14 protein-coding genes are annotated in these 22833 nt (G+C 67.9%); 11 read left to right on the top strand and 3 right to left on the bottom strand.

What is annotated here, in order from left to right:
- Positions 1-132: 132 nt before the first annotated feature.
- Positions 133-963 (bottom strand): hypothetical protein, encoded by an 831-nt coding sequence (locus WC969_15085; protein MFA6031179.1) that lies wholly within the window; start codon positions 961-963, stop codon positions 133-135.
- A gap of 147 nt (positions 964-1110) precedes the next feature.
- Between WC969_15085 and WC969_15080 the strand changes: the two genes are divergently transcribed.
- From WC969_15080 to WC969_15045, 8 genes are all read left to right on the top strand, one after another.
- On the top strand, positions 1111-2787 hold the full coding sequence (locus WC969_15080) for a hypothetical protein (protein ID MFA6031178.1): 1677 nt from the start codon (positions 1111-1113) through the stop codon (positions 2785-2787).
- A 191-nt stretch (positions 2788-2978) separates the two neighbouring features.
- A complete protein-coding gene (locus WC969_15075; protein MFA6031177.1) occupies positions 2979-4562 on the top strand; it encodes a hypothetical protein in 1584 nt (527 codons plus the stop codon).
- Positions 4559-5620 (top strand): MoxR family ATPase, encoded by a 1062-nt coding sequence (locus tag WC969_15070; GenBank protein ID MFA6031176.1) that lies wholly within the window; start codon positions 4559-4561, stop codon positions 5618-5620. The genes WC969_15075 and WC969_15070 overlap by 4 nt, the downstream gene beginning before the upstream one ends.
- 7 nt (positions 5621-5627) lie before the next feature.
- Positions 5628-6128, top strand: coding sequence for a hypothetical protein (locus WC969_15065; GenBank protein ID MFA6031175.1), 501 nt, complete (start codon positions 5628-5630; stop codon positions 6126-6128).
- A complete protein-coding gene (locus tag WC969_15060) occupies positions 6128-7024 on the top strand; it encodes a DUF58 domain-containing protein (GenBank protein MFA6031174.1) in 897 nt (298 codons plus the stop codon). The genes WC969_15065 and WC969_15060 overlap by 1 nt, the downstream gene beginning before the upstream one ends.
- The gene (locus WC969_15055) at positions 7021-8703 is read left to right on the top strand and encodes a VWA domain-containing protein (protein MFA6031173.1); all 1683 of its coding nucleotides are present in this window, start codon (positions 7021-7023) and stop codon (positions 8701-8703) included. The genes WC969_15060 and WC969_15055 overlap by 4 nt, the downstream gene beginning before the upstream one ends.
- A complete protein-coding gene (locus tag WC969_15050) occupies positions 8700-11282 on the top strand; it encodes a VWA domain-containing protein (GenBank protein MFA6031172.1) in 2583 nt (860 codons plus the stop codon). Before WC969_15055 ends, WC969_15050 begins: the two co-directional genes overlap by 4 nt.
- Before the next feature lie 104 nt (positions 11283-11386).
- On the top strand, positions 11387-18928 hold the full coding sequence (locus WC969_15045; GenBank protein MFA6031171.1) for a tetratricopeptide repeat protein: 7542 nt from the start codon (positions 11387-11389) through the stop codon (positions 18926-18928).
- A 114-nt stretch (positions 18929-19042) separates the two neighbouring features.
- Here WC969_15045 and WC969_15040 read toward each other — a convergent pair whose 3' ends face one another.
- Positions 19043-19378 carry a helix-turn-helix transcriptional regulator gene (locus tag WC969_15040; GenBank protein ID MFA6031170.1) on the bottom strand — a complete coding sequence of 112 codons (336 nt, stop codon included), beginning with the start codon at positions 19376-19378 and terminating at the stop codon, positions 19043-19045.
- A 191-nt stretch (positions 19379-19569) separates the two neighbouring features.
- On the opposite strand from WC969_15040, the gene WC969_15035 reads away from it, so the two are divergent.
- From WC969_15035 to WC969_15025, 3 genes are read left to right on the top strand one after another with little or no spacing between them, the layout of a single operon-like run.
- Complete coding sequence (locus WC969_15035; protein MFA6031169.1) at positions 19570-20634, top strand: WD40 repeat domain-containing protein; 1065 nt, start codon at positions 19570-19572, stop codon at positions 20632-20634.
- A gap of 43 nt (positions 20635-20677) precedes the next feature.
- Positions 20678-20977: a GNAT family N-acetyltransferase gene (locus WC969_15030; GenBank protein ID MFA6031168.1), complete on the top strand. Its 300-nt coding sequence runs from the start codon at positions 20678-20680 to the stop codon at positions 20975-20977.
- Between the two features lie 43 nt (positions 20978-21020).
- Positions 21021-21326 (top strand): hypothetical protein, encoded by a 306-nt coding sequence (locus WC969_15025; GenBank protein MFA6031167.1) that lies wholly within the window; start codon positions 21021-21023, stop codon positions 21324-21326.
- Positions 21327-21393: 67 nt separating this feature from the next.
- On the opposite strand, the gene WC969_15020 is transcribed toward WC969_15025, so the two are convergent.
- Positions 21394-22692 (bottom strand): GTP-binding protein, encoded by a 1299-nt coding sequence (locus tag WC969_15020; GenBank protein MFA6031166.1) that lies wholly within the window; start codon positions 22690-22692, stop codon positions 21394-21396.
- Between the last annotated feature and the right edge of the window lie 141 nt (positions 22693-22833).

The following is a 22833-nucleotide window of genomic DNA, read 5'->3' as shown; positions in this document are numbered from 1 at the left end:
TTGGAACTGGATTTTTCCGGCCACCGATTGGTGAACCGGGCTTCCGCTCTCCGATTGTTTAGGTTTCATTCACCATCAATCAGTTCCCAATCGGCGGCTCTTTTCCACTGCATGGTTACGGCTTAGCGCACCTCAGTTCGCTCTCAGGGGAAAGCCATGCGCATCCAGCCCCAACCATTCGAGTTCAAGGGACTCGGGCGTCCGCTTGGCCGCCAGTGTCCAGTAGTTGTTGATGGCCTCTTCGATCTTTTCTTCGCTGATACCCCGGAAAAGATATTCAATTAACGTGTTCGTGATTGGAAGCAGTGCATAGGGAATGGTGCCCTCATCCGGTGACCATATTTTGCCTCTCAAAGCTCCTCGCGCACTCGTTTGAACGAAATAATCAAAAGTTCCTCCGTCCAAACCGATCCTGTGTTGATCGCGCTTCGCGTGTATCAACGCGTCCACCCAAACCTTCATCAGTTTCTCTTTTAATCCCGCCGGTAGCTGCCGGGACTTCCTCGACACCTTATAATCCTCAAGCCTCAGCGGGACATTATCATAATCCTTCATGCTCATCCAACTGGAGAGAAGTTGTCCGGTTCCATCGCCATGTCCGCCTCTTTCGAGTGCAAACTCCCGTGACTCGTGATCCCAAATAGATGGATCCGCTGCAACAAGAGTAACCGCCTCGCCGCTGCTATTCAAAAAAACAACGGTCTCCATTGTTCCTCCCGTAATAAGAGCCCTCAACTCAACATCCGGCTTAAACGCCTCGGCGAAAACCAACTGAACTTTATATTGGTAACTGTCGACGCCCGCAGGAACATCCACCGTGGAGATTCTGGATTTTAAGAGCTGAAATTTAATATATTCCAAAGGAACCCTGAACGCGGCTTCCTGATCGCAAATAACGAGCCCCAGCCAGCCGATCAGCAAGAGCGCCAAGGTCAGCAGGGTGATCTTCGCCGCTTTTATCATCTCCGCCCCATCAAGCTGGCGGAACGTGCAAGTTCAATGTTGTTCACGTTTGTTATCATTGAGAAGCGGACGACTCCCTCAATCCGTCCGCATGCTTCCATCCCTTCAGCCTTGCTCTCTCGCCTTTCGCCCTTCGCCTTGGCCTCCATGCAATTCCCGCGACGTCTGGCCCTCGTCTTCGCCTTCGCGTTCGCAGCCACCGTCTCCGTCGTCACGCAGACACTCGCCGGCACGCCGCCCGGCACCGACTCCGAAGTCATCCGCAAAATCACAGATGCCATCGCCACGGGAAATGCCGCCCAGCTGGCGGAATTCTCCCACTCCTACCGCGAGCCCGTCGCCGATACGGCGCACGCCCCGCTCAACACCACCTTGGCCCGCGCCTGGCTGTTTCTGGGGGACACCGCCCGCGCGTTAAATTTCGCCAAGGCCGCCTACACGCATTCGCCGGATCCCGTCCCCCGCTGGCTTGCCGCCGAATTGCTCTACGCCCGTGGCAACTGGCCCGCCGCCGACCTGCTCGCCGTCTCCCTCAAAAATCGTGATCCATCCAGTCCCATCGTCCCCTACCTCGAAGCCCGCTACATTCTCGCCCGCCTGGCGGACACGGATGCGGATTTCGGCCAGCCCATGATGGGCAACGCCAAGCACGACCTGCTCACAGCAACTGTCGCCTGCACGTCTGCCCAAGCCCGCGCCCATCCCGATTTCGATCCTCGTTTTCTGTCGCTGGGTATCGATGCCGGCCTCGATCTCAGCTACGCATTCGCCGCTGATTACGCCGTGCAACTGACAGCGCTGCGTCCCCTCAATGCCCCGCTGGCACGTCTGGCCCTCGCGCTCGCCCTCGACACTCCCGCCTTGCGCAACGACCTGATCGCCGCCCTGCGCACGCGCAACACCCTGCCCGCCGCCGAACTCACCCTCTGGGAACTGCACGCCAGCCTCATCGAGCTGGCGCCCGAAAACAAAAAAGGCGCCGCGTGGCTCGCCCTCTCCAAAGCCGCCAAAAACAATCCGCAGTTCGCGCCCGTTTACGTCCACCTGATCGCACGCGCCGCCGCGTTGATATCGCCGGAAGACGAACGCTTTTCCTCCGTGCGCAACGATTACATGGACGCCGCCTTGCAAGCCCGCTCCGCTCCGCACGCACGGGCCGCCATCGCCTTGAGGTGGAAAGATCCGTCCGACACGGCCGAAATCCGCGAACGGCTCATCGACCTCGCCACGCTTGCGAGCCGGCACCACCTTGCGGCCACCCTCGCGATGAAGGAAACCCCGTCGCATGCCGACGACTTCGAGTGGTTGTCGAGTCACCGCCCCATCGTCGCACGCGCTCAAATCTTCGGCGTTTACATCCAATACCTCAAACTGATGGAGCGCATCCGCCCGAACGAACCCATCGTGCTCCTCGAAATCGCCCGAGTCTACGACCAGCACGACCTGTCAGGCGCGATGGACTACTATGCCCGCGCGTTTGCGGTCGCCCCGAAAAAGATCCGGCCCACCCTCAAAGACTGGTTCGCATATGAAACCCTGGCCCGGGCGGCCGCGCAAAGCCGCCAACCCGCCAACGCCGAGGAACTGTTTGATGCGACCACGGAACGCATCCACGCCGCCGCCCCCGACGATGTGGCCGCCGCCTATTTTTACGCCGACCTGCTGGACCGCCGAGCCCAACTTTCCGAAAAACACGCCGATCGCCAAGCCGCAGACGCGGCCAAAGAACATGCGCGTGCGCTGGATCCGGAAGCCGGTGATATTCTGGAACGCATGCGGGCAAAAGCCCGGTCTGAATTACTCTCCAGAATACTTGGGCATTAAAATCCCGCCCCAGTCCTCCTGCGCGACGCCGGGAGCCCGTGCCTTTTCCCTGAATGGCAGAGGGCATGACATTAATTTTACATTATTAAAGACGGTAAAGATTGATCTGCATGACTATTGCATTCGATCTATGAGCAACCGTCGCGGATCGCGTCACCTCGCGTAACCCGCCACGGATCGCCGCCTTACCCATGCCCCAGCCCATCCATTCAGACTCCTCCGCTCTCGAGCAGGATTGGGCCAAACTCGTCTGCCGCGCCTCCAGTCGCCTCCGCAGTGGACGCTCCCGGGCGGGCTTTCTGGCCGGTGCCCTCTTCGCCGTTCCCGCCTCCGCTCTGGCCGCCACGACCGCCGCGATCAATCTTCCGCGTTCCGTTTCCCTCGGCCTTCTCGCCACCGCCGTCGCCTGCCCTCTGCTCGGTTGGTTCATCGGCCGTCTCCGTCCGCTTTCGCCATCCTTGGTCCACGCCCGCATCGACCGCCAGTTCGGCCTGGCCGACGAAGCCCTCGCCGCCCGCGAACTCGCCCATCGCACCTCCCCCGCGTGGCGCGCCGCCATCCTCCGCCAGGCCGTCGCCCACACCGGTTCCGCCGATTGGAACACCGCATGGCCCCTTCACTGGCCGCGTCGCACCGGACTCGCCACCGGCTCCGCCGTCCTCGCCGCCCTCCTCGCCTTTTTTCTGCTGCCCCAGTCCATTCCCGCCGGCCCCGATTCCGCCGCCGCGTTGCGCGCCGCGCAACAGACCGCCCTCGCCGAGCTGACCAAGGACTGGGACAAAACCGCCAAGGACCAAAAAGGCAAAGAGTGGGACGCCTTCCGCGAAACCATCGCCGAACTCAAGTCCAAGCTCGGCGAACCCAATCTCTCCGACCGCGAACTCCTCGTCGCCCTCGCCCGCGTCGAGGCCCGCCTGGCCGAGGCCTCCCAGACCCTCGCCTCCGCCGGCGTTTCCAACCACGCCGAGGACCTCTCCGACGCCCTCTCCGGCATCGACGGCATGGAAGCCGCCACCAAGGCCCTCAAGGAACGCGACCTCGCCGCGGCGGCCGCCGCCCTCGACAAGGCCGCCTCCGCCCTCGCCGCCGAGAGCGCCAAACTTGCCTTCAAAGACGGCACCCCCGCCGAAACCGCCAAACGCCTCGATAAACTCGCCGACAAGGCCGCCAAAAAAGGCGACGCCAAGCTCGCCGAGTCCGTCAAAAAAATGCGCGAGGCCGCCTCCGCCCGCGACGCCAAGTCGCTCGCCAAATGCTCCGCCTCGCTCGCCGACCAATCCCGCGAAGCCGCCTCCTGCGACGCCGCCCGCTCCGCTCTTTCGTCCGTCGCCCGTTCCCTCTCCGAAGCCCGTCTCGCGCTGGCCGAGGGCAGGAAGCCCGGCGACAAAGAGGGCGGACTCGAAATGGCCGGCCAGAGTCAGTCTCCCGCCCGCGGACCAGGTCAAGGCCCCCCCGGCAACGGCATCGGCAACGGCCCGGGCGATCACTCGCCCGGCGCGGAAAACGCCCTCGCCGACGCCACCCGCAAGGAATCCCTCTCCGGCACCGCCAACGCCGACGGCGAAAGCACCAAGCGCACGGTCAGCTCCTCCGAGTCCGCCCCGACCCTCGCCAGCGCCGCCACCGAGGCGGACCTCGCCGAGTTCACCCGGCTCTCCCGCGAGGCCGTCGAAGACGAATCGCTCCCGCTGGAACACCGCCGCGCGATCCAACGCTATTTTCAACTCATCCGCCCAACCCAGGATTCCGCCCCTCCCGTCTCCAAAACGCCATGACCGATCCGCTGCTTCCCCCGCCCGCCTCCCATCCCGCACCGGCCGCCCCTGCGCCCGATCTTGATCCCGCCACCGAGGCCGAGCTCGCCCGCTTCCGCGACGCCTTCAAGCTCCTCAAGGAAACCCTCGGCCAGGTCATCGTCGGCCAGCACGCGATCATCGACCACTGCCTCACCGCCATGGTCGCCGGCGGCCACGTCCTCCTCGAGGGCGTCCCCGGCCTCGGCAAGACCCTCCTCGTAAAAACCATCGCCGACGCCCTTCACCTCAAGTTCGGCCGCGTCCAGTTCACCCCCGACCTCATGCCCGCCGACCTCGTCGGCACACGCATCTTCGTCGAGGACGGCAAGGGCGCCTCCCGCTTCGAGTTCTCCCGCGGCCCCCTTTTCTGCAACCTGCTCCTCGGCGACGAAATCAACCGCGCCACCCCGAAAACCCAGTCGGCCCTGCTCGAGGCCATGCAGGAAAAATCCGTCACCACCGGCGGCGAAACCCATCTTCTCGAGGAGCCTTTCTTCGTGCTCGCGACCCAGAACCCCCTCGAACAGGAAGGCACCTACCCGCTCCCCGAGGCCCAGCTCGACCGTTTCTTTTTCCGCCTCGTCGTGCCCTACCCTTCCTTCGAGGAGTTCGAGAACATCCTCGCCCGCACCACCGGCGCCGTCACCACGCGCGTGCAACCCGTCTTCGACGGCGCCGAGCTCGTGCGCATGGGCCGGCTCGCCCGCCGCGTCCCCGTTCCCGACACCGTGCGCCGTCGCGCCGTCGAGCTCGTCATGGGCACGCATCCCGAAACCGAATACGCCTCGCCCGGCCTCCGCCGCTATTCCCGCTACGGCGCCAGCCCTCGCGCCGGCCAGGCCTGCCTCCTCGCCGCCCAGGTCCGCGCCGTCCTCGCCGGCCGCTACCATGTCGCCACCGAGGACGTCCTCGCCGTCGCCCCCGCCGTGCTCAACCACCGCGTCATCCTCAACTTCGAGGCCCAGGCCGACGGCGTCGGCATCGACAAACTCCTCGCCGAGCTCATCGAAACCCGCCGCGCCGCCTGGAAGGCCTGAGTAACCAATGACACAGGCTTCCACATTTCGCATCAAAGCAGGTGACGATCCACTCACTCGTGAAGACTTCGATGAATGGCCCGCTTGGTCTGAACATTACGACTACGACGAACTCGAAGTCATCGCCTCCTGGGGTATTGAACGGAACTGGGTGGCTCAACGATTCAAGGATCTCGATACAGGAGGTTCACACCCGCATTACACGATTTTGGATTTAAAGAAATTACCGCACGACAACATACGCATATTTCTGAAGGCCACGTTTGATAATCCAAGCGGCATTAAACTTCACGGGTATGTCATGAATGCAGATGCGTTCTGCATATGTCTCTTCGCCGCCGACAAAAGGTTCATTTTTAGCCGTCACCCCCTCTTAAACTCGATGATGTTATCGATAAAAAGTGAGGCCGAAAAAGTGCTTCAACTTCCGAACCTGTTTCCGCTTCATTACAACACCGCGTTTTCTGATGCGGCAGGCCAGCCCATCGTCGGCGAGTTCACGATCTGATGGCTGACTCGCCCCAGCTCTTCGACGAGGACTTCCTTCGCCGCCTGGAAGGCCTCGCCCTGCTCGCGCGCCAGCTCGTCAGCTCGCGCCAGCGCGCCGAGCGCCGCTCCGTCCAGCGCGGCGCCAGCATCGAGTTCGCCGGTTACCGTCCCTTCGGCCCCGGCGACGACTGGCGCCACATCGACTGGAACGCCTACGCCCGCTGGCGCACCCTCGTCCTCAAGCTCTACTCCGAGGAACAGGACCTCCCCGTCCACCTGCTGCTCGACGCCACCGCGTCCATGGACTTCGGCGCGCCGCGCAAGTTCGACCACGCCCGCCGCGTCGCCGCCGGCCTCGCCTACATCGCCCTCTGCAACCACGACCGCCTTGGCCTCGTCGCCCTCGACGGAGCCGCCCCCGCCACGCTCCCGCCCGCCCGCGGACGCCAGCGTTTCCAGGAGGTGCTCGGTTTTCTATCCGCCCGCACCGCCACGACTTCCGCCGCCTCGCTTGAGGAGGCCGCCCGCCGCTGGCTCGCCGCCCGTCCCGCCCGCGGCATGGCCGTGTGGATCACCGACCTCTGGGGCTCCGATCCCGGCGACGCGCTCAAGGCCCTCGACCGCCTCCGCTACGCCCGCCACGAGTTGTCCGTCATCCACATCGCCGACCCGACCGAGGGAGACCCGGGCGAGGCCGGCGAATATCGTCTCGTTGACCGCGAGTCCGGCGCCGTCCGCACCGTCGTCGTCGACGCCTCCCTGCGCCGCGCCTACCGCGAACGCTACGCCGCCTACCTCGACGAGATCGAACGCCACTGCCGCCGCCACCGCATCCCGCTCCTCCGCGCCGAAACCTCCGAGGACGTCATCGGCCTGCTCACCCGCTCCCTCCGCGAGAAAGGCTTCGTGCAATGAACTTCCTCGCCCCCGAAGCCTGGTGGCTCTCCCTGCTCGCGATTCTCCCGCTGCTCCTGCTCTACCTCGTCCGTCAGCGCGCCCGCGAACGCACCGTCAGCACCCTCCTTTTCTGGGACACCCTCGCTCCGCAACTCCGCGCCCACCCGTTGTGGCAACGTCTCCGCCGCTGGCTCTCCTACCTGCTGCAACTGCTCTGCCTGCTGCTGCTCATCGCCGCCCTCGCCCGCCCCGCACGCGACGGACAATCCGTCGGCGACACCGCCACCGTTCTCGTCCTCGACGGCTCGGCCAGTCTCAGCGCCACCGACCCCGACGGCTCCCGCGCCTGGGACCGCCTGCTCGCCGCCGCCCGCGAACGTCTCACCGACCTCCGCGCCACCGACCGGGTCTCCATCATCTACGCCGGCGCCGCGCCCGAAATCGCCCGCCCGTGGACCGGCAACCAGCGCCGCGCCCTTGAAGCCCTCGCCGCCCTCGCCCCGGGTGCCACGCCTTCCGATCCCTCCGCCGCCCTCCGCCTCGCCCGCGAACTCGCCGCGACCGCCACCGGTGGCCGTGTCGTCTTTGTCACCGACCAGGTCTGGGCCGTCCCTCCTCCCCCCGAACTCCTCGCCGACGTTGAAATCGTCCCCGTCGGCCATCCCGGCCCCAACGCCGGTATCGCCCGCTTCGACGCCCGTCGTTCCTACTCCGCCCCCGGCGCCTACACCGTCACCGCCGAAGTCGTCGTCTCCCCCGCCGCCCCGTGGCGCGGCGAGGCCTTGCTTCACCGCGACGGACGCCTGATCGACGCCCGCGAACTCGACCTCCCCGCCGGCGGCGCATGGACCTTCGCCTGGACCGAAACCAACCGCGCCGCCTCCACCTACCGCCTCGTCCTCGACAAAACCGACGGCCAGCGCCTCTCCCTCGACAAAGCCGCCGAGCTCACCGTCCCCGCCCTGCCGCGCCCGGTCGTCCGCGTCGTCGGCGCGCGCCAACCGTTCCTCGAAGCCTCGCTCACATCCCTCCCCGAAGTGGACTTCGCCTTCGTCGAACCCTCCGCCCTCGCCACCCCCGAACCCGCCTCGCTCTGGATTTTCTCCAACACCACCCCGCCCGCCGACTTCCAGCTCAACCGCCGCGTCCTGCTCCTCGACCTGCCCGCCGCCGCCGGCTTCTGGGGCTCCGCCAACGTCGAAACCCCGCGCGCCGACTCCCCGCTCGTCACCGACTGGCAGCGCGCCCACCCGCTCTTCCGCCACGTCGATCTGGCCAGCGTCCGCCCCGGCGGCGTCCGTATTTTCAAACCGTCCGCCGACGCCGAGCGTTTCGCCGAGAGTTTCGGCAACCCCATCCTCTTCGGACGCTGGGACGAACGCGCCCGCTGGATTGTCGCCCCCTTCGATCTCTCGGGCGGCAACCTCGTTTTCCGCACCGCCTTCCCGATTCTGCTCAGCAATCTCCTGCTCGACGCCCCCGCCGACGGCGGCATCGCCGCCGCGCGTCTGCCCGGCGCCATCGTCAGCCGCCTCGCCCCCGCTCCGAGTGTAGCCGGGGTCGCCGACCCCGGTCCGCACGCCGCCCCCGCCCGCTCCTGGTTCGCCGCGATCGAGCCCTGGCGCCTCGTCCTCTTCGCCGCCCTGCTCTGGACCCTCATCGAATGGCGTCTCTACGCCCGACGCGTGACCGAATGATCCCCGTCGAATTCATGCACCCCTGGGCGCTCGCCCTCGCCCCGCTCGCCGCCTTTCTCGTCTGGCAGGCCCGCCGCACCCTCGCGCCGCTCTCCCCGCGCCGCCGCCGCGCCAGTCTCGCCGCCCGCCTCGTCCTGTTTTTCCTGCTCGTGCTCGCCCTGTCCGATCCGCGCTGGCTCGGCGCCACCCGCAAACAATCCGTCGCCTTTCTCGTCGACACCAGCGACAGCGTGCGCGCCGCCGCCATCGCCGCCGCGACCAAGACCGCGGAAAAACTCCCGCCCGCGCTCGCCTCCGCCGGTTCCGCCCGCGACCCCGACTCCTCCCGATGGTTCGCCTTCGCCGGTTCCACCCGCGTCGTCGCCGGTCCCGCCGCCTTCAAGGAATTCGACCGCCGCCCGCTCGTGCCTTCGCGCACCGATCTCGCTTCCGCCCTCCGCCTCGCCCACGCCTCCCTGCCCGCCGACCGCGTCCGCAGCGTCGTCGTCTTCACCGACGGCGTCACCGAACCCGCCGCCTGGGACTCCCTCCTCGCATCGCTCGCCGCCGACGACATCCGCGTCATCCCCGTCACCGTCGCCCGACCCGACGATCCCGAGGCCCTCGTCCGCGCCCTCCGCGCCCCCGCCCGCGTGCGCCAGCGCGAACCGTTCCGCATCTCCACCGACATCTCCAGCAACCGCGCCCAACCCGCCACGCTGCGCGTTTTCCGCAACGGCATCCTCGTCCAGTCCTCCCCCGTCACCCTCGCCGTCGGCGCCAACCGCTTCGAGTTCACCCAGGTCATCGAGTCCGACGCCCTCGCCGAATACGTTCTCCGCGTCGAGGCGCGCGACGACACCTTCGCCGACAACAACGAACTCACCACCCTCGTCCGCGCCGAGGGCGAGCCGCGCGTCCTGATGCTCACCGACGCGCCCGCCCAGGCCCGCTACCTCTCCCAGGCGCTCAAGCAGGAAGGCATCCGCCTCGACATCCGCCCCGCCCGCGGCGCCCCGCTCTCCCTCGGCGACCTGCAAAACTACGCGCTCCTCATCCTCGACAACGTCTCCGCCGTCGAACTCGGCGCGCCGCAACTCAAGCTCTACGCCTCCTACGTCACCGATTTCGGCGGCGGCCTGCTCATGCTCGGCGGAGACCAGAGCTTCGGCCTCGGAGGCTACCACCGCACGCCGATCGACGAGGTGCTTCCCCTGCGCAGCGACTTCCAGGCCGACGAGGAGGCCCCCTCGCTCGGTCTCGTCCTCATCATCGACAAGAGCGGCTCCATGTCCGGCGAACGCATCGAGATGGCCCGCGCCGCCGCCGCCGGCGCCATCGATCTGCTCACCCCCAAGGACTACGCCGGCATCGTGATTTTCGACAACGACGCCTCCTGGGCCGCCGAGATCCAGCCCGTCGTTGACCGCCATGATTTCCGGCGGCGCATCGCCTCCATCGAGGCCGACGGCGGCACCAACCTCTCCCCCGCGATGGACCTCGCCTACCGTGGCCTCGCCCCCGTCCCCGCCAAGCTCAAGCACGTCATCGTCCTCTCCGACGGCCAGTCCGAGCCGGGCAACATCCTCGAAATCGCCTCCCAGATGGCCCAGGCCGGCATGACCGTCTCCACCGTCGGCCTCGGCGAGGGCATCGACGTCGATAATCTCACCGAAATCGCCCGCCGCGGCAACGGCCGCTACTACTACACCGCCAACAGCCAGGACGTCCCCCAGATCCTCGCCAAGGAAACCGTCACCGCCGCCAAGTCCGCCCTCCAGGAGTTCCCCTTCGCCCCCCGCCGCTCCCGCGACGCCGGCTTCCTCGGCGGCATCGACTTCGCCGCCGCCCCGTTCCTCTACGGCTACGTCCGCACCGAGCTCCGCCCCACCGCCGAACTCTGGCTCGCCACCGAGCGCGGCGAACCGCTCCTCGCCACCTGGCGCCACGGCCTCGGCCATGCCGGCGCCTTCACCTCCGACGCCCGCGCCCGCTGGGCCACCGAATGGCTGCGCTGGGACGGCTACGGCCGCTTCTGGGTCCAGACCGTGCGCCACCTCATGCGCACCGACGCCGCCGCGCCCTTCGCCGTCGCCGTCGCCCCCGAGCCCGGCGCCGACGGCGACGGTTTCCGCATCACGCTCGACGCCGTCGACCCCGCCGGCGACTTCGTCACCAAGGCCACCGGCCGCGTCCTCGTGCTCGATCCCTCCGGCGAACGCCGCTCGCTCGACCTCGCCCCCGCCGGCCCCGGCCGCTTCACCGTGCGCGTGCCCGCCCCCGCCCGCGGCAACCACCATTTCGACATCCGCCTCGACTCCCCCGCCTTCCCCGACGGCGCCGTCCGCGCCTACGCCGCCGCCGCGCCGTCTTTTCCGGACGAATACAAACTCGCCCCTCCCGACTCCGCCTTGCTCGACCGCATCGCCGCCGCCACCCGCGGCGTGCGCGACCCCGCCGATCTCGCCGCGCTCCTCGCCGCCGACCCGCGCGCCGCCCGCCACGAGCACCCGCTCTGGCCCTGGCTCGCCGCCGCCGCCCTCCTCACCTTCCTCGTCGACGTCTCCCTCAAACGCCTCCCCTCCCCTCTTCGCCTCTAACTCTTTCTCTTTCCTCTTTCTCTTTCTCCCTCCCCTTCGCCTCCAATAAAACTCCCGACCTCCGTCCCCTTGGTCATTGGACATTGGTCATTGGTCATTCCCCCATGCTCCCCTCCTCCCGCCTCCTCCTCCTCGCCCTCGCCGGCCTCGCCCCGTTCCCCCTGCGCGCCGATGAACCCGCCACATCGCCCGCGCCTTCCGCGACCGCCCCCGCCCCGCTGCCCGACAAGATCGTCCGCTTCGAGCAAATGCTCGTCCGCTCGCCCGGACCCGGCCGCGCCTTCGACGAGGTCTTCGCCCACTATTTTTCCAACGAAGGCTTGGCCTCCCTCCGCCAGCGCTGGACCGCCGCGCGCGACGCCGCCCCCGCCGGCCCGGCCGCCGCCGTCTACGGTCTCCTGCTCGGCCAGCTCGCCGAGCGTATCGGCGACACCGCCACCGCCCGCGCCCGCTACACCGAGGCCGCCGCCTCCGCTCCCGCCGACTACCGCCCGCTCCAGCGCCTCGGCCGCCTCGAAATCCGCGACGGCAAACTGCCCGCCGGCATCGCCGCCCTCGAAAAAGCCGCCACCCTCGACATGGGACCCGCCGACGCCCAGGATGTCCTCCGCGACCTCGCCCGCGCGCGCAGCCGCGCCTTCGACGAAACCGGCGCCCTCGCCGCCTGGAAAACCCTCGCCACCCGCTTCCCCGACGACGCCCTCGTGCTCGAGGAGGTCGGCCAGGCCCTGCTCGACGCCGCCGCCTACGACGAGGCCGCCGCCACTTTCACCGCCCTCGAAAAAGCCTCCGCAGGCGACGCCTACCGCGCCGTCCTCGCCCGCCTCCGCCTCGGCGAAGTCGCCTCCAAAAAAGGCGACCGCGAAGCCGCCCTCGCCCGCTTCTCCGCCGCGCTCGACGGCACCCACCGCGACAGCTGGCTCCACCGCGAGGCCGAGACGCGCGTCGACGCCCTCTTCCGCGAAAAGGGCGATTTCGACGGCCTCATCGCCTTCCGCGAGGGCCGCCTCCAAGGCACCTCCCGCGATCCCATCGCCGCCCGCCGTCTCGCCGAACTGCTGATCGAGCTCAACCGCACCGACAAGGCCCTCGAATGGTTCGGGCGCGCCACCGGCTGGTCGCCCGACGACTACCCTCTCCGTTTCGCCTACATCCGCGCCCTCATCGCCGCCAACCGCGGCGACGACGCCCTTCCCCGCCTGCAGGAACTCGTCAAACTCCAGCCCAAGGAATCCTCCTATCGCGAGGCCCTCGGCCAGCTCCACTGGAACCGCGCCAAGGCCGCCGCCGGTCCCGCCGCCGCCTCCGAACGCGCCCTCGCCCTCGACACCTGGGCCGCCCTCGCACCCGGCCGCGCGCCGGTCGCCGACTTGCTCGCCCTCGCCGAGATCTACCGCACCCACGCCCTCGACGAGGAAACCCGCGCCACCCTCGCCCGCGCCCTCGCCACCGAACCCGCCTCCTACGATCTGCGCGAACGCCTCGCCCTCCAGCTCCTCGCCATGAAACGCGACGACGAGGCCTGGACCATCGCCCGCGGCGGCAAGTCCGGTCTCGCCGACGCCGGCCAATACCGCCGCCTCGCCTCCCTCGAAAAACGCAACAACCTCCTCGCCGAGGCCCTCGTATCCGTCGATCGAGGACTCGCCCTCGCCCCCGCCGGCTACGAGTTGCTCGACCTCCGCTGGCAGGTCCTCGCCGGGCTCGAACGCTGGGACGACGCCATCGCCCTCCTCCCGAAACTCCTCGCGCAGAGCCCCGGTGATTTCGCCGTCGAGACCATCGAGACCCGCCATGTGCAGGCCCTCCGCTCCGCCGGAAAACTCGAGGCCGCCCTCGCCGCCCTCTCGAAACGTGTCGCCGCCGAAGATCCCTCCCTCACCGAGGCCGACTACCGCCTGAACATCCGCCTCGTTCTTGCGCAAACCGTGCCAGCCGATGCCGACGCCGCCTTTGCCGCCGCCCGCAAACGCTTCCCGAACTCCTTCTCCGTCGCCCAGCTCGAGGCCGACTACCGCGACCGCTCCGCCACGCTCGCCGACCGCGTCGCCGCGATCCGCCGCCTGCTCGCCCTCCGCCCCGAACGCTCCCCCGAGTGGCTGCGCCGTCTCGTCAACATCTACCGCTACGAGGGCGACTTCGACGGCGCCCGCCGCTCCGTCGGCGAACTCGTCGCCCTCGCCCCCGCCGACGCCCAAAACCACGTGCTCTCCGCCGACCTCGAATTCGACGCCGGCGCCACCGCCGCCGGCATCGCCTCCCTTCAACGCGCCCTCCGTCTCGCCTCCGACCCCGCCCCCGTGCGCGCCCGCCTCGCCCGCGCCTGGCTGGAACAAGGCCGCCCGGCCGCCGCCCTCGAAATCTACGAGGAGGCCTTCTACTCCGCCGCCGACGAGAACGCCCGCCGCTCCGTCCTCGCCCCGCTCACCGACGCCGCCGTCCAGGCCGGCGATCTCGATGGACTGCTGACCCGCTTCGCCGACCGCAACCGTCCGCGTCGCGACACCGCCGATTACTACGTCGAACTCGGCGAGATTTACTTCAACGCCTCCAACTATGCCCGCGCCGGGGAAGCGTGGAACCGCGCCCTCGACCTCAACCGCAACGACCAGCGCCTGCTCGCCCGCCTCGTGGAACTCGCCCGCCGCTCCGGCGACTCCGCCGAAGTCGCCCGCCTCGTCCGCCTCCGCCACGAACTCGATCCTTCCGCCGCCAACGCCACCGAACTCGGCGAAGCCCTCCTCGAGGCCGACTCCGGCCCCGAGGCCCTCGAACTCTTCCTCGCCCACCCCGAGTCCTTTTATACGGATACCACGCTGCTCCCGCGCATCCTCCCGGCCCTCGCCGCCCGTGATCTGGCCGCGCCGCTCATCGAACGTCTCCGCTCCCAGGCCTCTTCGGTCGTGGATCCCGCCGACCGCGACTTCGTCCTCGCCACCGCCTTCATCACCATCCGCGACTTCCCGCGTGCGGAACAGTTGCTCTGGGACGTTTACAACCGCCCGCCCGCGCCGGTGGTCGCCGCTCCCGCCACCCCGCTTGATCCCAACGCGCCGCCTCCTCCTCCTGTGCAGCCGCAGATGCTCGCCTGGCAGACCATCCAGACCGCCCGGCAAGGCTACCAGACCGCCGTCCAGCTGCTCCAAAACCAGTCTTCGGGACGCGGCTATTATCGGGGCGGCCGATCCTACATTTCCTACGGCAACCAACCCCTCCCGCCCAGCCCCACCAAGACCCAGGACACCGCCCTCGGCTACCTCGGCGCCCTCGCCGTCCAGCAGGACAAGGCCGCGGAATTCCTGAAACGCCTCTCCTCCGAACTCGAAACCCGCCACGTCCCCGCCTCTCAACGCCTCCTCGAATTCGCCAAGGTCCAGGCGCGCGACGCCGCCCTCGCCCAGCTCGACGCCGCCCTCGCCGAACCCTCTCCTTCCCTCCCCGCGCTCAGCATCGCCCAGAACCTCCTCCCCGAACCCGGCGATCCCTACACCGGCCAGCGGCCGGACCCCACGCCCGAACTCGAGGCCCGCATCAAGGCCCTGAACGACACCCTCGCGAAATTCGGCCCGCCCCTCAGCCCCTTCCGCCAACGCATGAAAGAGCTAAGCGAGCTCCAGCAAAAAAAGGACTACGACGGCGCGCTGGCCTTGCTCGCCGCCTTCAAGGCGACCGACAACCTCTCCGCCAACGACCGCGCCCAGCTCGCCTACACCGCCCTGCAGCTCCGCATTCAGGCCAAACGTTGGGACGGCTTCCTCCCCGTCCTGCGCGACGGCATCGCCAACGAACCGATGTTCTTCGGCGACGGCGCCTCCCACTTTTTCGGCGCTTACCTGGCCCGCGACGAGGGCGAAACCCCGCCCACCGAGGCCGACATGGACGCCATCGCCAGCCTGCTGCTCGACGTTTACGCCAAGCCCGTCCCCGCCTCCGCCATGGCCCAGCAACAGTCCATGCGCCGCATGACGGGCTCGTCCGCCGGAAGGCAAAACATCGACATGCTTCTCAACTCCGGCGCCTCCGTCGGCGGCTCCATCCCGGGCCAGGAATACCAGCTGCAACAATTCGTCCAGCAGCTCGGCAAAAACACCGAGGCCTTCCTCGCCCGCGTCCTCGCCGCCGGTGAAAAACGCGACGCCGAGTCGCTCCGCCTCGCCCGCACCTTCGTCCTGCGCATCGCCCTTTCCAGCGCGCACACCAAGCTCGCCGAGTCCGTCGGCACCGAATTGCTCAAGACCAATCCCGAGCCCGGCCTCACGTTCAACCTCGCCGAACTCGCCTACCGCGACAACCGCCACGACGTCGCCAAAACCCGCTACGAGGCCGTCCCCGCCTCCTCCGGACAGCTCGCCCTCGCCGCCCAGGCCCGGCTTCTCGAACTCGCCTTGCTCAAGGACGACACCGAAGCCGCCAAGGCCGCCGCCACCCGTCTCGTCCAGATGAAGCCGCCTTCCTACCTGCCCAACCTCGACCTCGCCGGCGCCCTGCGCGATCTCGGCCTCGACAAAACCCTCAAGCTCCCCGCCTCCTCCGGCCGCTCATCCTCCCGCAACAACCGCTTCGAGGAAATCAACCGCGTCAGCAACGAACTCAACACCGCCCTCAACAAAAAAGACAAGGATGGCGCCGAAACCCTCGCCCGCCGCCTGCTCGCCATGGCACCCCTCTCCGAGGCACGCAAAGGCAACGACTGGGGCCGCCGCAACGCCCTCGAAGCCTATGTGAAGACCGGCCTCATGGAGGCCTACCTCGCCGACCTCGACACCCAGCTCGCCGCCAGCCCCGGCTCCAGTCTCGTCATCGAGCTCCTCGCCGAAGCCCATGGAGCCATCCGCCAGCAAGCCTCCAACACGGGCAACCGTCCGCTGGCCACCGTCGCCACCTCCTCCGCGGCCCTCGCCCTTCCCCTCCGCCTCCGCCTCTCCCGCAAGGGCGACATCATCACCGCCAGCTACAAACTCCTCCCCTCTCCAACCCCGCCCCCTCCGTCCGTAGCGGGGAGCGCCAGCGACCCGACTCCATCCCCCCCTCCCCCCGTCCCCGTGTGGCTCGAGCTCGGCTCCGTATCGCTCGACGCACTCGGCCAACCCCTGCCCGGACTCACCGGCCGCAACCAAAACTTCCAAAAACTCTCCGACGCCCTCTTCTCCGACGCCCGCCTCGGCGACCGCGACCTCGCGCCCGCGGCATTCACCAAACGCGACACCCTCCGTCTCGACGGACAATCCGCCACCATCCACCTCTTCGACGCCCCCCTCGGCGAAGGCTCCTCCGTCGAGGTCACGCTCGCCGCCGCCGCGACCCCCAATGTCCGCGTGCCCGCCTCTCGCGGCCTCCTCCTGCGCGACGCCAACGACAACCATCCCCGCGCCGCCCTCCTCCTCGCCGACGACGGCTCCCTCTCCTTCACCGCCCGCCGCTACACCGGCCTGCGTGAATTGGACTATCTCGCCAAACTCGTCGCCCTGCGCCCCCGCGACGAACAACTCCGCACCCGCTATCTGGAAAGCCTGTTCTCCCAAAACCGGGTGGACGACGCCGTTGCCTTCGTCAACCGCCCCGAAAACCAGGACCTGCTCCCCCGCTTCGCGTCCAACAGCAAGGTCATCGAGTTCCACCGCAAGTCCGGCGGCCTGCCCGCCTTCGTCGTCCTCGTGGCCGACCGCGCCGTAGCCAACGCCAACCGCCCCGGCCAGTATCCGCAAATCGACTATCAGGTCCTCGAGTTCGCCCGCCGCCTGCGCGAAGCCAAGGACATCGACGTCGCCATCATCGTCTGGGAAAAAATGCTCCCCGCCCTCCGCGACCAGCAGGCGAGCCAGGTGCGCGGCGAACTGGCCCGCGCCCTCCTCGCGCTCAAAACCCCCGAAGCCCGCGCCCGCGCCCTGGTCGTCATCCGCGACCTGTTCGTCCCGCCCCCGGCCCCCGCGGAAAAAACCTCCCCCATCTTCCGCGACTCCCAAAACCGCTACGGCCAGAACCCCTGGTATGCCGGCGGCTGGAACACCTCGGGCATCCACTTCATCGCCCCGCCCCTGACCCTGCTCGACACCCTCGACGACCCCGCGCTCATCCGGACCCTGATCGAGGAAAACGTCCCGCGCGCCGCCGCGCCCGACGCCGACTGGGGCCCCCTCTGCTACGATCTCGCCCTCAAGCTTCGCACGGGCGACCCCGCCGCCATCCCCGCCTTCGTCTCCCTCTGGAACGACTCCCTCTCCGCCGACAAAAACCCCGGCGACGGTCGCAAGGGCCGCCGTTCCCAGCCGGGGCCGATCAACGGCTTCCTCCCGGCCTGCCTTGATCGCCTCGCGACCTGGCCCGACCCGGACCGGCGGATCGAGACGGTCTTCCGCTCGGTGATCGACCAGCTGCCCCAAAACCGCGCCTACTCGCGCATGCAGTTCGGCGGCGGCGGTCCGTTGTCCGTGTTCGCCCAGAATCCCTGGCTGGCATCGCTGTTCCGCTTCATCTGGTCCGACTATCTCCAGGCCCATGGAGACACCGCCGGATATCGGCAGTCCCTGCTCGACGCCGCCCAATCCCTAGCCCGTCAGGATACTCGCCAGATCAACTCCTCCGTCGTCACCCAGCTCTTCGGCCGCCTCCTGGCGAACGGCGATATCGCCGAAGCCCGCAACGTCTACGAGACCACCCTCCGCCGTGCCCAAAGCCGGCAGGGAGGCCGCGGCAACGACACCCGCGCCCGCCACTACGCCGCCATGCTCGACGCCCTCGAAGGCAAGGGCGACGCCCCCGCGCCCGCGCTGTCCGCCTGGGTCGCGCCCGCCGACGACGGCGCCCCGGAGCTGCGCTGGGAAATCACCGGCCGCCTCAAGACGGACAAGGATAACCGCGACAACAACCCCATCCCTCCCGTCTTCGGACAAGCCCTCCCCATTGCGACCGCCGGCGCCTACGACCTCGTCGTCGAGTTCGCCGCCTCCGAAAAAGGCGAGGCCCTCTCCCGGCTCGAACTTCCCTCCGTCGCCGCCCGCGGCCGCCAACGCCTCGACAACCCGCCCGCCTCCGGCCTCTTCCGCGCGTCCCTCCGGCCCAAGGCGGGCGGCGCCGACATCGTCCTGCCGCCCCAGGTGTTCTCCGCCCAGCCCAACCTGCTCGCCAACCCCGAGGCCCGTATCACTCCGGCCACGACGGCCGGCGCGCCGATGCGCACCCCCGGCTGGAGCCTCCCTCTTCCCGCCTTCACCTGCGCCGGCGGCCCCTCCGTCGACGGGACCGTCACGCGTTTCGCCGTGCCCCAAAACGACGGAGGCAACACCGCCCGGCTGACCCGCTCCGCGCCCGTCCCGATCGACCCCAAGGGGTCCTACCTGATCACCGCCTGGGCCAGCCAGTTCCCCGAGGAATACGGCGAATTCGGCCTGGAATTCCTGGATGCCAACGGCCAGGTTTTGTCCAATTCGATCTCGCGCGGCCTCAGCCACAACGAGCTGCGCTGGCAGCGGATCGTCTTCAGCCTCTGCTCCTCCTCTCGCAGGAATTTGCCTGATCGGAACGGCATCCCCGCCGACGCCGTGGCGGTCCGCCTCTGGATTGGCGGCCAGTCCGGCCTTCGCCTCTCCGACCTCGCCCTCCAGTCCCTACCCGAACCCGCCGCCCCCCAGCCCCCGCCCGCAAAATAAGCCAAGGCAGCGCGCAGCCCTCCCCCCAACACCCCCTCCCTTGTCGGATTTCCTAAAACACAGAGTAACCTAATAGGTTACTCTGTCCGGTTGGTCCCGCGTCCCCGTATCCGCTTACAGTGCGATATCCCGGCCCGCCCGTTTTTGCGCCAGCCAGTTGAGAACCCGCAGCAGGGTCTCGGCATCCGGCATGCGGCTCCCGTTCCTCAGAAAATCGCTGAGGCGCTGCTTGGGAATGCCCAGAAAACGCGCCAGTCGCGCCCTTGATCCGTAGGGTTTCAGCTCCTCGCGCAACAAAGCCGCGCACGCATTCCACATGGGCGTCTCCGCCCCCGGACGTCGCGTGAGAAATGATCCGCGCCGCCGCGGTTTCAGTTGCTTGGTCAGCTGCTTCGCCCCCGCCTCCGCCGCATCCGCCAGCAACCCGCCCAAGTCCATCCACAACTTCAATTGAGGGTGTATCGGTATCATGCAGAGTAACCCAATAGGTTACTCTTCTTCATGCAAGCCCGCCTCCTGAAATCGCGCTCCGCTCATCCGACGTGGATACTCCCCGGCCAAGAGTAACCCAATAGGTTACTCTCGGCCGGGGCTACTCGCGCCTTGCGCGCGCGTGCATCCCGCGCTCACTTGGCGGACACATGCAACTCACCAAGCACTGGGCCGCGCAGCTCGACGACTACGTGATCGACCTCGGCTGGTCGCCTGTAGCCGGGGTCGGTGACCCCGGTTCCTACACCCTCGCCGCCGCCGCGTCCTCCGGCCCCGTCTCCCTCTTCGCATCCGCCGACGGCGCGCGCGTTGACCTCCCCGGCCACGACGACGGCGCCAACTGCCTCGCTTGGCACCCGTCGCAGCCCCTCCTCGCCACCGGCGGCCAAGACGGAAAGGTCAAGTTCTGGGACACCGCCACCGCCCAGCACACCTCCTCCGCCGAAGTCGGCGGCGCCTGGATCGAACACCTCGCGTGGCGACCAACGGCATCCGAGTCTCAGGTTTCAGGTCTCAGTCCTCAGGTTTCGTCCTCCATCCTCGCCGCCGCCGCCGGCCGCCAACTCGCATTCTTCCGCGCCGACGGCTCCGCGCTCCACGCCTTTCCCCTCGCGCCGAAAACCATCAGCGCCATCGCCTGGCAGCCCGCCGGCGGCTGCCTCGCCTCCGCGTATTTCGGCGGCGTGTGCCTCTGGGACGCCGACGACTGGGTCGCCCAAAAAGAATTCGCCTACGCCAACGGCATCCACGCCCTTGTCTGGTCGCCCGACAACCGCTGGCTCGTCTCCGGCAACCAGGACCCGAGCGTCCACCTCTGGCTCCCCGAAAAGAACGACGAGTTCCACATGAGCGGCTACGAAGGCAAGGTGAAGGAACTCTCCTTCGACCACGATTCACACTGGCTCGCCACCGGCGGCGGCAAGGACGCCTGCCTCTGGGACTGCACCGGCGGCGGCCCCGAAGGCCGCGAACCGACCATGCTCCCGCACGACGCCAAGGTCTGCGCCGTCGCCTTCCAAAACGCGCACGGACTCCTCGCCACCGCGAGCGCCGACGGCGTCGTCCAGATCTGGAGCCCCGAGCGCCCCAAGCCCCTCCGCGCCACCGTCAAAATGCCCGTCCCCGCGACGAAACTCGCCTGGTCCCCCGACGACCGCCTGCTCGGCGTCGGCAGCGAGAAGGGCGTCGTTTATGTCCTCAAGTGCGAAGGCTGAAAGTAGACGCGACATCTTGCCGCGTTACGCCTCCCACCCCGCCATGTCCGCGCAACCACCCATCACCATCCACCACGACAAGGCGCAATCCCGCTTCTCCGTCGAGACCGACGGCCATCTCGCGCACGCCGACTACACGCTCGACGGCGGGCGCATCATCTTCACCCACACCTTCGTCCCGCCCGAGCTGCGCGGACGCGGACTCGCCGAGCACCTTGTGCGCGCCGCCCTCGCCCACGCCCGCCTGCACAAGCTCCGCGTCGTCCCCGCCTGTTCCTACGTCGCCTCCTTCATCGAGCGACACCGCGAGTTCCAAGACCTCATCGCCCAAGGCACAGAGTAACCTATTGGGTTACTCTTCCGCTCCGGCACGCTCGCTTCCCACCATGCACCGCTTCATCCCCGCGCCCGGCGAAGCGACGCCCGAACTCAACCCCGAGCACACCGCCGCGATCAAACGCTGGTCACGCGATATTCTTCGCCTCCCCGAAGACACAGTCGTCACCGTAAGCGAAATCCCCTGCGCCGACGCCGGTTGCCCCTTGGTCGAAACCGCCGTCGCCGTGTTCGACGCCACCGGCACGCGCCTCTGGAAATTCACCCGCCCTCGCTTCGCCGTGACCAAGCTCATGCTTCAGCAAACCCTTGCCACCCCGCCCGCAGCCCAACCACGTTTGTCACTTAATAAGTGACAAATTATTCCCCTCTTTCCCTCCTCCTTCTCCAATCCAGTTTGTCACTTATTAAGTGACAAACGCCTCAGCCGAGGCACCCGTCCAGCGCCGCGCGCATCGCCGCCTCGTCGAGGCCGACGCCGATAAACACCAGCTCCTGCCGGCGGTCGCCATGCGGCTCCACCCACAGCGCGCGGATCGCCTCGGGACGCTCGTCGAGCCGCGCCTTTCCGTTTTCAACCAACGCCGCCCACCACGGATTCAGCGTGTCGTGGCGCACCACCCTTCCCGCCACCGATAAAAACGCCATCTCGTCCGGCTGCTCGCGCGTCCAATAAAATCCCTTCGCCCGCAGCAGCCCCGGCAACCCCGTTTCGATCAACGCACGAAACGCCGCCCGCGCAAATGGCCGCCGCGCCTGATAAACAAACGACGTGATTCCGTATTTCACCTCGTGCGCCGGCTTCATCGCGCGCGCCACCACCGGCCTCCGCACAAAACCTCCTGATGGAGACCCGACGACCCCGTCGGGTCCGTTCGTCGCCCCCGCCAAACGACCCGACGGGGTCGTCGGGCCTCCACTGCCACCGCCTGACGCGACCGCGTTTAACACCCGAACCCACTGAGCCGCGCCCAAGGTTTCCTTGGCGTCGAAACGCACGCGCCCCAACAAAAACTCGCTCGCGACCTGCCCGTGCTCCGTGCGCACGACCTCGGCTCGCGCGTTGAGTCCGCGCAGGATCGCCTCGATCCGGTCGGCCTCCTCCGCCGTGACCCGGTCGCATTGGTTCAACACCAGCACGTCGGCGCACTCGACCTGCTCCAGCATCAGCTCGAACACCGGATGCGCGCCGCCCGGACCCGACCTCTGCACCCTGGCGTTTTCCACCTTCTTTTCCTCCAACGCGAACGCGGCGACGTCGATCACGCTCACCAGCGCCGACAGCGTCGCAAAGTCGCCCAGCGTCCGCCCGAACGGATTTTTCCGCGTGAACAGGTTCGCGATCCCTCGCGGCTCGGCCACACCCGTCGTCTCGATCAAAATATGTTCATAGCGCCCCGTCGCCGGAGAACGGACCTCCCGGTCCGTTCCCTCTCGCGCCCTTCCCGCCATCGCCAGTTCCGCCACCGTCTCGGCCAGCTCGTCCTTGCTGGAGCAGCACACGCAGCCGTTGCCCAACTCCACCACGTCGCCGCCCAATCCGCCTCCTGCCACACCCGCCCGCACCACCGCGCCGTCGATGTTGAGCGCCGCCACGTCGTTGACGACCGTCGCCCACTTCCGCCCTTCCGCCTGCGCGAGCAGATGCTTCAGCAACGTCGTTTTCCCCGCACCCAGGAACCCGCAAAGCACGGTCACAGAAGGCTTCTTTTGGGGATTCATCAGAATGAGTGGGGCTAATTCTAATTCGCGTTCAAGTTGAGACTAACAATCCAGGGCCAGGCGGCGATTCCGCGAAGGCGGACGGTATCCGACGCGAGGCGGGGCAGGCCCTCAAGGAGTTGATTGGAGACACTGGCCAGA

Source organism: Elusimicrobiota bacterium, from assembly GCA_041660925.1.
Taxonomy (GTDB): domain Bacteria; phylum Elusimicrobiota; class Elusimicrobia; order UBA1565; family UBA1565; genus JBAZUV01.
The sequence above is the reverse complement of the archived record's forward strand: the minus strand, read 5'-3'. Positions and strand labels throughout refer to the sequence as shown.

Coding starts and splice junctions, on each gene's coding strand:
- WC969_15085 (MFA6031179.1), bottom strand. CDS start 963: ATGATAAAAGCGGCGAAGATCACCCTGCTGACCTTGGCGCTCTTGCTG.
- WC969_15080 (MFA6031178.1), top strand. CDS start 1,111: ATGCAATTCCCGCGACGTCTGGCCCTCGTCTTCGCCTTCGCGTTCGCA.
- WC969_15075 (MFA6031177.1), top strand. CDS start 2,979: ATGCCCCAGCCCATCCATTCAGACTCCTCCGCTCTCGAGCAGGATTGG.
- WC969_15070 (MFA6031176.1), top strand. CDS start 4,559: ATGACCGATCCGCTGCTTCCCCCGCCCGCCTCCCATCCCGCACCGGCC.
- WC969_15065 (MFA6031175.1), top strand. CDS start 5,628: ATGACACAGGCTTCCACATTTCGCATCAAAGCAGGTGACGATCCACTC.
- WC969_15060 (MFA6031174.1), top strand. CDS start 6,128: ATGGCTGACTCGCCCCAGCTCTTCGACGAGGACTTCCTTCGCCGCCTG.
- WC969_15055 (MFA6031173.1), top strand. CDS start 7,021: ATGAACTTCCTCGCCCCCGAAGCCTGGTGGCTCTCCCTGCTCGCGATT.
- WC969_15050 (MFA6031172.1), top strand. CDS start 8,700: ATGATCCCCGTCGAATTCATGCACCCCTGGGCGCTCGCCCTCGCCCCG.
- WC969_15045 (MFA6031171.1), top strand. CDS start 11,387: ATGCTCCCCTCCTCCCGCCTCCTCCTCCTCGCCCTCGCCGGCCTCGCC.
- WC969_15035 (MFA6031169.1), top strand. CDS start 19,570: ATGCAACTCACCAAGCACTGGGCCGCGCAGCTCGACGACTACGTGATC.
- WC969_15030 (MFA6031168.1), top strand. CDS start 20,678: ATGTCCGCGCAACCACCCATCACCATCCACCACGACAAGGCGCAATCC.
- WC969_15025 (MFA6031167.1), top strand. CDS start 21,021: ATGCACCGCTTCATCCCCGCGCCCGGCGAAGCGACGCCCGAACTCAAC.
- WC969_15020 (MFA6031166.1), bottom strand. CDS start 22,692: ATGAATCCCCAAAAGAAGCCTTCTGTGACCGTGCTTTGCGGGTTCCTG.